This window comes from Azospirillum sp. B4 (assembly GCF_000333275.1).
Classification (GTDB): Bacteria; Pseudomonadota; Alphaproteobacteria; order Azospirillales; family Azospirillaceae; genus Nitrospirillum.
In genome coordinates this window covers 1-8,763 of the sequence record NZ_BACU01000008.1, presented here as the reverse complement: position 1 = coordinate 8,763, position 8,763 = coordinate 1, and the positions used below count along the sequence as shown (strand labels likewise).

The window sequence follows — 8,763 nt, the reverse complement described above, 5'->3', positions numbered from 1 at the left end:
CCCCCGCTTTTGGGGGCGGCACCCAAATCAAGGCGACAGGCGCTTACGCGGCGCCCAGCTGGCCTTGCAACTGCGCCATGAAGGCCAGGGCGGAGCCGCTGAGCATGGTGCTGGTGTCGATGGTGACGCCATCGATGGTCACGCTGCTGCCGGTGGCACCGCTGCTGCTGGACGCCGTGGCCGTGGTGGCGCTGGTGGTGCCCGTGCTGGCCGTGGCGGTGGTGCCGGAGGACGCGGTGGTGCCGTCCAGGGCGCCCAGCAGGCTGGCGGCCGAGGTCGGGTCGGTGTCGTCCGTGCCGCTGTCGCTCAGCAGGGTGGAGGACTGGCTGGACGACGCGCCGCCGATGCCGCCACCGCCGCCGTGGTGGTGATGCCCACCACCGTGGTGGCCGCCGCCCGCCGACTTCAGCGCCGTCTGCGCCTCCGACTGGCTGATGGTGCCGTCGCCATCGCTGTCCAGCTGCGCGAACACCTTGTCCGCCAGCTCCGTGGCGCCAGTGCCGCTGCCGAAGGCTGACTCGAACGCCGACTTGGAGATGCCGCTGGTGGTGCCGGTGGACGTGCCATCCGCCGAGGTGCCATCCGTGGACGTGCCGTCGGTAGTGGTGCCCGAGGTGCCGAAGGCGGTCTGCAGCATCAGGCTCATCAGCGGATCGGTGGTGGTGCCGTCCGTGCCGTCGGTGCCGCCGTTGTCGCTGGGCGGGGGGCCGGGCGGCGGCCCCGGGGGCGGACCACCCATGCCGCCGGTCGAACCGCTGGCGGAGGTGTCTTGAGAGTCGCTGTTGCCGATGTCCTGGATGGTCACCAGCAGGCTGCCCATCTGGAAACTGTAAGGGCTGCCGGAGACGCCAGCCCCGGAAGTACCGGACGATGACCCGCCCAGCAGGGCGGCGGCATCGTCGGTGGCGGTACCGGTTGACGTTGTGGAGGTGGAACTGGCGTCGTCGGCGCTGGCCGTAGCCTGCATCTGCGACGCCCAGCGGGCCTGCCAGGCGCTGTATAGCGACTGGGAGGATCCGGAGGCGGAGACGGAAGTCATGGCATTGGGTGCTCCCCTTTTGAAGGAACCCTGAAGCCAGGCCGTCGAAGTGCCCCCCGACCCGTCCCAGGGCGTGCGCAACCGCACGGGGCCACAGCATCGCAACCGGGGGACCAACAGTTACCGATCTGTAATCATTAGGCTTTGATTAAGATCAGCGAAATCACTGAACACCCATGCAAATGAATCGGCAAAATCTCCCCGGCAATTTCTGCCCACGGGCGGGCCATTCCTGCCCACTTCCTTGCAAATTTATTCCGTGCAAATTCGCAAACGTCTGTTTTTATTGAATTCCTTAACTGGCACACCCATTGCCCAGGCGCGCCCCCCCGAAATGCGAAACGCCGCGGGAGGAGCCCCCGCGGCGTTCGGCATTAGAGCGGAACGCGATCAGGTGGAATCACCTGATCGTGTAAATCCGCTCTATCATGAACAGGTTACGAGCGGGATGCGATCACGCATGATCGCATCCCGCTCTGGGCGTCAGCCTTGGACGCCGGTCTTATTCCGCGGGCTTGGCCGCAGCGGCGCCATCGGCCGGCGTGGGCCGGCGCAGGCTCTTCTCCCCCAGGAACAGCAGGATGGGGGCGGCGATGAAGATGGACGAGGACGTCGCCAGCACGATGCCGAACAGCAGCACCCAGGCGAATTCGCGCAGCTGCTCCCCCGCCAGCAGGGCCAGCGGCACGGTCACCAGGAAGATGGCCAGGGAGGTGCCGATGGTCCGGCTCAGCGTCTCGTTGATGCTGCGGTCGATCAGCTCCCGCAGCGGCATCTTGCGGTAAAGGCGCAGGTTCTCACGCACACGGTCGTAGACCACGACCTTGTCGTTGATCGAGTAGCCCATGATGGTGAGGATGGCGGCGATGGAGGTCAGGTTGAACTGCATGCCGGTGATGGCGAAGAAGCCCACGGTCTTCGTCACGTCCAGCAGCATGGTCACTACCGCGCCGATGCCGAACTGCCATTCGAAGCGGAAGGTGATGTAGCCCAGCATGGCGATGGCCGCCAGGCCCAGGGCCAGCATGCCGTCGTGGAACAGCTCGGCGCTGACCGACGCGCCCACGGCTTCCTGCCGGCGGATGACGGCGCCGGGGAAGTCCTTGTTCAGCTCCTCCTGCACCGCCTTCACGGCCCCTTGCTGGGCGGCGTCGCCGCCGGCCTGCTGCTCCAGACGCATCAGCACATCGGAGGGGGAGCCGAACTGCTGCAGCTGGACGGGCCCCAGGTGCAAGGTTTCCATCTTGGAACGCAGCTTGGAGAAGTCGGCCGGGCCCTCGGTGCGGATCTCGATGACCACGCCGCCGGCGAAGTCGACGCCGTAGTTCAGGCCCGGCTTGAAGAACAGAATGACGGACGCCAGCGACAGGAACACCGACAGGCCGATGCCCATGTAGCGGCCGCGCATGAACTGGAAGTTCGTGTGGTCCGGCGCCGGGCGCAGGCGGGTGCCCACCGTCAGCGTCTTGGGCCGGAAGCGGCGGAACCAGCTGGCGGTGATGGCGCGCGCCACCACGGTGGCCGTGAACATCGAGGTCATGATGCCCAGGCTGATGGTGACGGCGAAGCCCTTGATGGTCCCGGTGCCCACCGAAAACAGGATGGCCATCTTGATCAGCGTGGTCAGGTTGCTGTCGGTGATGGTGGCGTAGGCCTTGGAGAAGCCGGCCTCAAGCGCGCCGAGCGGCGTGGCGCCCTTGCGCAGCTCTTCCCGGATACGCTCGTTGATCAGGATGTTGGCGTCGACGGCCATGCCCAGGGTCAGCAGGGCGCCGGCGATGCCGGGCAAGGTCAGCGTGGCCTGCAGGATGCCCAGCAGGGCCAGGGTCAGGAACAGGTTGCACAGCAGCGCGATATTGGCGAAGACGCCGAAGATGCCATAGCTGACCAGCATGTAGACCACCACCAGGGCGAAGCCCACGGCCACGGCGGTCAGTCCGGCCTTGATGCTGTCCGCACCCAGCTCCGGCCCGATGGTCCGTTCTTCCACCACCGTCAGCGGCACCGGCAGGGCGCCGGCGCGCAGCAGCACCGCCAGGTCATTGGCCGTCTGCGCGGTGTAGCTGCCGGAAATCTGGCCACGGCCGCCGGTGATGGGTTCCTGGATGACGGGGTCGCTGATGACCTTGTCGTCCAGCACGATGGCGAAGGGCTTGCCCACGTTGTTGGTCGTGGTCTCGGCGAAGCGGCGGGCGCCGATGCTGTCGAAGCGGAAGCTGACCACCCAGCGGCCGTTCTGGTCGGTGGTGGGGCTGGCATCGGTAAGGTTGGCGCCATCGACCTCCACCTTCTTACGCACCAGGATCTTGCGCTCGCCACGGCCGTCCACCACCGGCAGGGCTTGGGTGCCCGGGGGGGCGACGCCATCGGCGCGGACGGGTTCGTCCTGCACCACCAGGCGGAAGGTCATCTTGGCGGTCTGGCCGATCAGGCGCTTGATGCGGCCGGGGTCTTCCACACCGGGCAGTTGCACCAGGATGCGGTCGCCGCCCTGACGGGCCACCACCGGCTCGTTCACGCCGGTCTCGTCGATACGGCGGCGGACGATCTCCTGCGACTGCGCCATCGCCTTGTCGATGCGGTCCTTGAAACCGGCGTCGGTCAGGGTCAGCGTGATGGTCTGGCCATCGACGCGCAGGTCAACCTCGGGCACGCCACCGCCGGTGGTGGCGGTGGCGATGGGGCCGAAGGCCTTGCGCGCGGCCTCCACATCATCGGCGTTGGCGAAGGCGATGGCCACGGCGCGGCCGGCGGGCGTGAAGCTGGCGCCCTGGATCTTGGCGGTGCGCAGGGCGGTGCGCGCCTCATCCGTCAGGCTTTCCACCCGCTCCTTCGCCACCGCGTCGCTGTCCACCTGCAGCAGCAGGTAGGAACCGCCCTTCAGGTCCAGGCCCAGGTTGACATGGCGGTCGGCCATCCAGCCGGGCAGGTAGTCCTTGGATACCAGGCTGGGCAGGGAGAAGACCACCCCCAGGAAGCAGACCAGGGCGATCAGCGCGGACTTGAGCGGTGAAAAGCGCAGCATAGGGTAAGACGTCCTTGGAACCTGGCGCGGGGCCCGCTCATGTGGGGACTTCCGCCGCAGGGAACAGGCGGCCCCGGCGGAACACCCACCACGGGCCGGTTAAACCAAGCGCCTTGAATACCCGCACCCCCGCACGCTTCCAACCAAAAAAGCGTGCGCCAACGTTGCCCGCCCCCGGCCCAGCCATACTCCACCCCCCGGCCGCTCCCAAGGTGGGAGTTTTCTCTTGCTCCCATCATGGGAGCGACCTACTCTCCAATCATGCGGATCATCGCCCACAAATCCTTGCAGGCCCATTGGGTCAAACGTGGGCGGGAAGACAGCCGCGGCCCCTTGGAGGCCTGGTATGCTGAAGCGGCGAAGGCCCAATGGACGGGCCCGGCGGACATCAAGGCCCGCTATGCCACCGCCAGCTTCGTGGGCGAACGTGTCGTGTTCAATATCGGCGGCAACAAGTACCGCCTCGTGGTCTTCGTGCACTACGGCTTCAAGACCATCTACATACGCTTCGTCGGCACCCATGCCGAATACGACGCCATCGATGTGGAGACCATTTGAACCATGGACATCAAACCCATCCACACCGACGACGACTTGGCCGCCGCGCACCGCGAAATCGAGGCGCTCTGGCATGCCCAGCCCGGCACGCCGGAAGGCGACCGGCTGGACATCCTGATCACCCTGGCCGAAGCCTATGAGCGGGCGACCAGCCCGATGACACCGCCGGACCCCATCGACGCCATCCTGTTCCGTCTGGACCAGATGGGAACGGGGCGGGCCGCGCTGAAAGGGTTGATCGGCGGCAGCGGCCGGGTCGCGGAGGTACTGAACCGGGTACGTCCCTTGACCCTGCCCATGATCCGGGCGCTGAGCGAGCACCTCGGCATATCGGCGGACATCCTGGTCCAGCCCTACCCCTTGCGCGGCCGGGCCTTGGCCGATTAGAGCGGGACGCGATCACGCGTGATCGCGTCCCGCTCTAAAGAAGCCCGCGCCGGGGAGCCGTTCCCGAGCGCGGGCTGTCCGGAATGGATGGCCTGTCTTACGCCACGGCCGCCCGTACCGCCGCCGCGCGGGCCAGTGCGGCGCGTTCCGTCGCCGGCACGTCGGCCGGGGACAGGCTGGTGCTGCCAGGCACGGGCGTGCGGCCGGCCTGGGTGAGGAAATGGCCCAGCAGGCGGCGCCACAGCACGGGGCCGGCGGCCCGGTCCTCGGCCCCTACGTCCAGGTTGGGGTTGTCGTTCACCTCGATCACCACGACCTCTCCCGTCGCCGTCTGTTTCAGGTCCACGCCGTAGAGGCCCCGGCCCATCAGGCGGGCGGCCTTCAGCGCCGCCGCCAGCACGGACGGGGGCGTGTCGGCCACGGCCACCGCCCGGGTCGCCCCCTCGTCATAGCTACCGTCGGCGGCGTGGCGGACGATCTGCCAGTGCCGCGGGCACATGTGGTACTGCGCCACGAACAGCACCTCCCCGCCCAGAACGCCCACCCGCCAGTCGAAGGCGGTGGGCACATAGTCCTGCGCCAGGATGATGTCGGAGCGGGCCAGCAAGGCCGCCGCCACGCGATGGAAGGCATCCACGTCCATCACCCGCTCCACGCCCAGGCCGAAGGCGCCATCGGGCACCTTCAGCACGGCGGGGAAGGCCAGGGCCGCCGCCGTCTCCGCCACCGTGGCCCGGGTCACCAGCCGGGTGCGGGGGGTGGCGACGCCGTGGGCGGCCAGCGTTTCCGCCAGGTAGACCTTGTTGGTGCAGCGCAGGATGCTGGTGGGGTCGTCCACCACCGGGATGCCCAGCGCCTCCGCCTTGCGGGCGAAGCGGAAGGTGTGGTGGGGCACGGCCGTCGTCTCCCGGATGAACAGGCCGTCGAGCCGCGCCAGGTGGCGATAATCGCGCCGGCCGATGACCTCCACCCGCACGCCCAGGTCGGCGCCCACCCGGGCCAGATGCGCCAGGGTCGTGGATTTGCTGGGCGGCAGGGGATCGGCCGGGTCGTGCAGGACGCCCAAGGTGAACGACGGCGCCGCCGGGCCGCGCGGCTGGCGCCAACGCCGGTGGGCGTAGGCCTCCAGCGCCTCCAGGAAGAAGGCGTCGTCTTCCCGGGGCACGGCGTCGGTGCCCAGGGGCGCCACGCCGGCGATGCGCCAGCCGGCGTCCGGCCGGTAGGCCAGGGTCAGGCGCATCAGCGGGCAATCCAGCCGCTGGAACAGGCGGGCGGCGACATCGGGCAGCCCCGCCTCCGGCGTGCGGCCGAAATAGAGGTTGGCGGCGCGGCGGTTGCCGCCCGCCAGCGGGGACGGCAGGCCGGCCAGGACGGGGTTCAGGTCCGCCAGGCTGTCGGCCAGGTCGGCCTTGGCGGTGAAGTCCGCCAGCGTGCGCAGCGCCGGCGTCACCCGGTCGCCCCGCGCCTCCGCCAGCAGGGAGGCGTAGTAGCCGGCCGACAGATAGTCGGCATGGCGGCACAGGTTGATGACCCGGCGGGACCGGCCGGGGGCGGCGGCGACGTAGGCGCCGGCGGTCATGACCCGGCCGGCCGGGTCGGGCCAGCGGAAATCGCGCCGCCGCTCCACCACCACGACCAAGTCGGCGGCGGGGGCCAGGGTCCGCACGGGGAAGGCCTTGGACGGGGAGGCCGCCCTGGAACGCTCTGCTGGGGAACCATCCGGCATGACGCCCCTCCCCTCACAGCCGGCTGCTGGACAGACGCGGTCGCACCACCGGCGGCCGGCCGGAGGGGCCGCCGGCGCGCAGCAGCACGGTGGGGTGGTCGGGCTGGAAGGTGGCGAAGGTGACGGCCGTCCGCTGCTCGGTGAAGACGCCGCCGATCAGGCCGGCGCTGTCATGGGCGGCCCACAGGCCGCCGGGCCCGCGTTCGATGACGATGGTGCGTGCCATGGCTGTGTCCCTTTCTGGGAAATCCCACGGCGCGGAAGGTCGCCCGTGGTGCCCCCAGTGTCCGGGCACCCGGCATTAAATCTCCATGGCAATGCCGGCGCGCGAAGATAAAGGGCTTTTAATTAGGCCCTGGCGCGCCGCCTCCCTTACCTTCCCCATCATGACAACGTCCGCCTCCCTTCCCGCCGGCCCCTTCACGGTGCCCCGCCCCGCCACCCCGGCCGACCTGGAGGCCTTGCTGGCCCTGGAAGCCCTGTGCTTCGAGTTCAACCGCATGGGCCGGCGCAGCTTCAAGCGCCTGCTGGAGCGGCCCTCGGCGCACATCCTGGTGATCGACGGGGCGGGCGGCACGTTGGCGGCCAGCGCCGTGCTGCTGTCCCGCGTCGGCAACCGGGGCCTGCGCGTCTATTCCCTGGCCGTGCACCCTCGCCAACGCGGACGGGGCCTGGCCAAGGCCATGATGGCCGCCGCCCTGGACCTGGCCCGCGCCACCGGCCACCAGTGGCTGTCGCTGGAAGTGCATCCGGAGAACGCGGCCGCCCGCGCGCTGTACGACCGCCTGGGCTTCCACCAGACCTCGGTGGAGGAGAACTATTACGCCGACGGCTCCCACGCCTTCCGGCTGCGACGGTACGTTTAGGGCTTACGGGGCACGGGCAGGCCCGGCGCCCGCCATGGCGCCTCCTGGTCCAGCGTCGTCGCCGGCCCGCGCCGCCCGGCCAGGAAGTCCAGCAGCGCCTCGGTGCCGCCTTTTTCCCATAGGGTGAGATGGTCGGCGCCCTTGATCCAGGCGGCCCGCTTGGGCTCCGGGGCCGCCGTGAACACCGCCCAGCCCATGGCCGGCGGCACCACGCCGTCCGCCAGGCCGTGCAGCACCAGCAGCGAACAGGCGGGGGCGGCGGCCCGCAGGCGCTCCACCACCTTCAGCGGATGGGCCGCCAGGCCGGACAGCAGGGGCAGATGCCAGCGCGCCGCCAGCAGGTCGGCGCCGGAGGTGGGCGGGGCCGCCAGCACCACGGCCGCCGGCCGCCGCTCCCAGGCCATATGCAGGGCCAGGGCCGCCGCCGCCGACACCCCCAGGATGACCAGGCGGGAACCGGACAGGCCCCGCGCCGTCAGATGGTCCAGCGCGGCGCGGGCATCGGCCAGCAAGGCGGCCTCCCCCCAGCCGGCCTTGGGGATCAGGGAGGCCGGGCGGCGGGCGGTGAGGAAGACGCCGTAGCCCCCCTGGGCCAGCGCCAGGGCGGGGGCCAGCAGGCCGGCCTTGCCCTGGCCGGGGCCGGCCAGAATCAGCACGGTGGGCCGCGCCGGGCTGGCCGGATCCGCCGCCCAGGCGGCCAGCAGGCTGCCGTCGGCCGCGGCATAAGCCACGGCGCGCAGGGGCGACGGGGTGCCGTCCGGTCCATCGGGCGGGGCGCCGGGGTCGGGATGGCGCGGCGTGGTGAACAGGGCGGCCCCGCCGCCGCGCGCCAGGGCGCCGACCAGGGTGGCGAAGCAGAGCGCCAGGATGACGGCCAGCGTGGGGATCATGCCGGCCCCCGCATGGCCTCAGCCCGCCGCCGACAGGGCGCCGGCGGCCGGGGCCGGGGCGGCGTCCAGCTCCGCCACGGCCCCATGGCCGCCACCGGCCTGCAAGGCGTGGAAGCGGGCGTAGGCGCCGTCCAGCGCCAGCAGTTCCTCATGCGTGCCGGATTCCACCACCCGGCCGCCATCGATGACATAGATGCGGTCGGCATCGACGATGGTGGACAGGCGGTGGGCGATGACCACGGTGGTGCGGCCCTGCTGCAGGCGGCGCAGCG

General features: G+C 70.3%; 8 protein-coding genes and 1 pseudogene. 3 read left to right on the top strand and 6 right to left on the bottom strand.

What is annotated here, in order from left to right; genetic code table 11:
* Nucleotides 1-43: 43 nt before the first annotated feature.
* Together I55_RS32535 and secD are read right to left on the bottom strand one after the other, a co-directional pair.
* Complete coding sequence (locus I55_RS32535; RefSeq protein WP_148293499.1) at nucleotides 44-1,039, bottom strand: EF-hand domain-containing protein; 996 nt, start codon at nucleotides 1,037-1,039, stop codon at nucleotides 44-46.
* Nucleotides 1,040-1,541: 502 nt separating this feature from the next.
* Nucleotides 1,542-4,064, bottom strand: a complete 2,523-nt coding sequence (secD, locus tag I55_RS00240) for a protein translocase subunit SecD (RefSeq protein WP_044558394.1) — start codon at nucleotides 4,062-4,064, stop codon at nucleotides 1,542-1,544.
* Nucleotides 4,065-4,325: 261 nt separating this feature from the next.
* Between secD and I55_RS00235 the strand changes: the two genes are divergently transcribed.
* Entirely contained in the window at nucleotides 4,326-4,622 is a 297-nt protein-coding gene (locus tag I55_RS00235) for a type II toxin-antitoxin system HigB family toxin (RefSeq protein ID WP_044558393.1), read from the top strand.
* A 3-nt stretch (nucleotides 4,623-4,625) separates the two neighbouring features.
* Nucleotides 4,626-5,009 carry a type II toxin-antitoxin system HigA family antitoxin gene (locus tag I55_RS00230; protein WP_044558392.1) on the top strand — a complete coding sequence of 128 codons (384 nt, stop codon included), beginning with the start codon at nucleotides 4,626-4,628 and terminating at the stop codon, nucleotides 5,007-5,009.
* Nucleotides 5,010-5,106: 97 nt separating this feature from the next.
* Here the strand turns inward: I55_RS00230 and I55_RS00225 are convergent, their stop codons facing one another.
* Nucleotides 5,107-6,735 (bottom strand): RimK family protein, encoded by a 1,629-nt coding sequence (locus I55_RS00225; RefSeq protein ID WP_083900716.1) that lies wholly within the window; start codon nucleotides 6,733-6,735, stop codon nucleotides 5,107-5,109.
* A 13-nt stretch (nucleotides 6,736-6,748) separates the two neighbouring features.
* Nucleotides 6,749-6,961 carry a hypothetical protein gene (locus I55_RS00220; RefSeq protein ID WP_044558391.1) on the bottom strand — a complete coding sequence of 71 codons (213 nt, stop codon included), beginning with the start codon at nucleotides 6,959-6,961 and terminating at the stop codon, nucleotides 6,749-6,751.
* Nucleotides 6,962-7,121: 160 nt separating this feature from the next.
* Between I55_RS00220 and I55_RS00215 the strand changes: the two genes are divergently transcribed.
* Entirely contained in the window at nucleotides 7,122-7,601 is a 480-nt protein-coding gene (locus tag I55_RS00215) for an N-acetyltransferase (protein ID WP_044558390.1), read from the top strand.
* Here the strand turns inward: I55_RS00215 and I55_RS00210 are convergent.
* Entirely contained in the window at nucleotides 7,598-8,491 is an 894-nt protein-coding gene (locus tag I55_RS00210; RefSeq protein ID WP_044558389.1) for an alpha/beta hydrolase, read from the bottom strand. The two genes, I55_RS00215 and I55_RS00210, sit on opposite strands and share 4 nt — an antisense overlap.
* Before the next feature lie 18 nt (nucleotides 8,492-8,509).
* Nucleotides 8,510-8,763 (bottom strand): annotated as a pseudogene (locus I55_RS00205) (hypothetical protein); the annotation flags it as partial.

Excerpts from the sequence above, each read along its gene's own strand:
- secD (WP_044558394.1), bottom strand. The coding sequence starts at position 4,064 with ATGCTGCGCTTTTCACCGCTCAAGTCCGCGCTGATCGCCCTGGTCTGC.
- I55_RS00220 (WP_044558391.1), bottom strand. The coding sequence starts at position 6,961 with ATGGCACGCACCATCGTCATCGAACGCGGGCCCGGCGGCCTGTGGGCC.
- I55_RS00225 (WP_083900716.1), bottom strand. The coding sequence starts at position 6,735 with ATGCCGGATGGTTCCCCAGCAGAGCGTTCCAGGGCGGCCTCCCCGTCC.
- I55_RS00235 (WP_044558393.1), top strand. The coding sequence starts at position 4,326 with ATGCGGATCATCGCCCACAAATCCTTGCAGGCCCATTGGGTCAAACGT.
- I55_RS00230 (WP_044558392.1), top strand. The coding sequence starts at position 4,626 with ATGGACATCAAACCCATCCACACCGACGACGACTTGGCCGCCGCGCAC.
- I55_RS32535 (WP_148293499.1), bottom strand. The coding sequence starts at position 1,039 with ATGACTTCCGTCTCCGCCTCCGGATCCTCCCAGTCGCTATACAGCGCC.
- I55_RS00215 (WP_044558390.1), top strand. The coding sequence starts at position 7,122 with ATGACAACGTCCGCCTCCCTTCCCGCCGGCCCCTTCACGGTGCCCCGC.
- I55_RS00210 (WP_044558389.1), bottom strand. The coding sequence starts at position 8,491 with ATGATCCCCACGCTGGCCGTCATCCTGGCGCTCTGCTTCGCCACCCTG.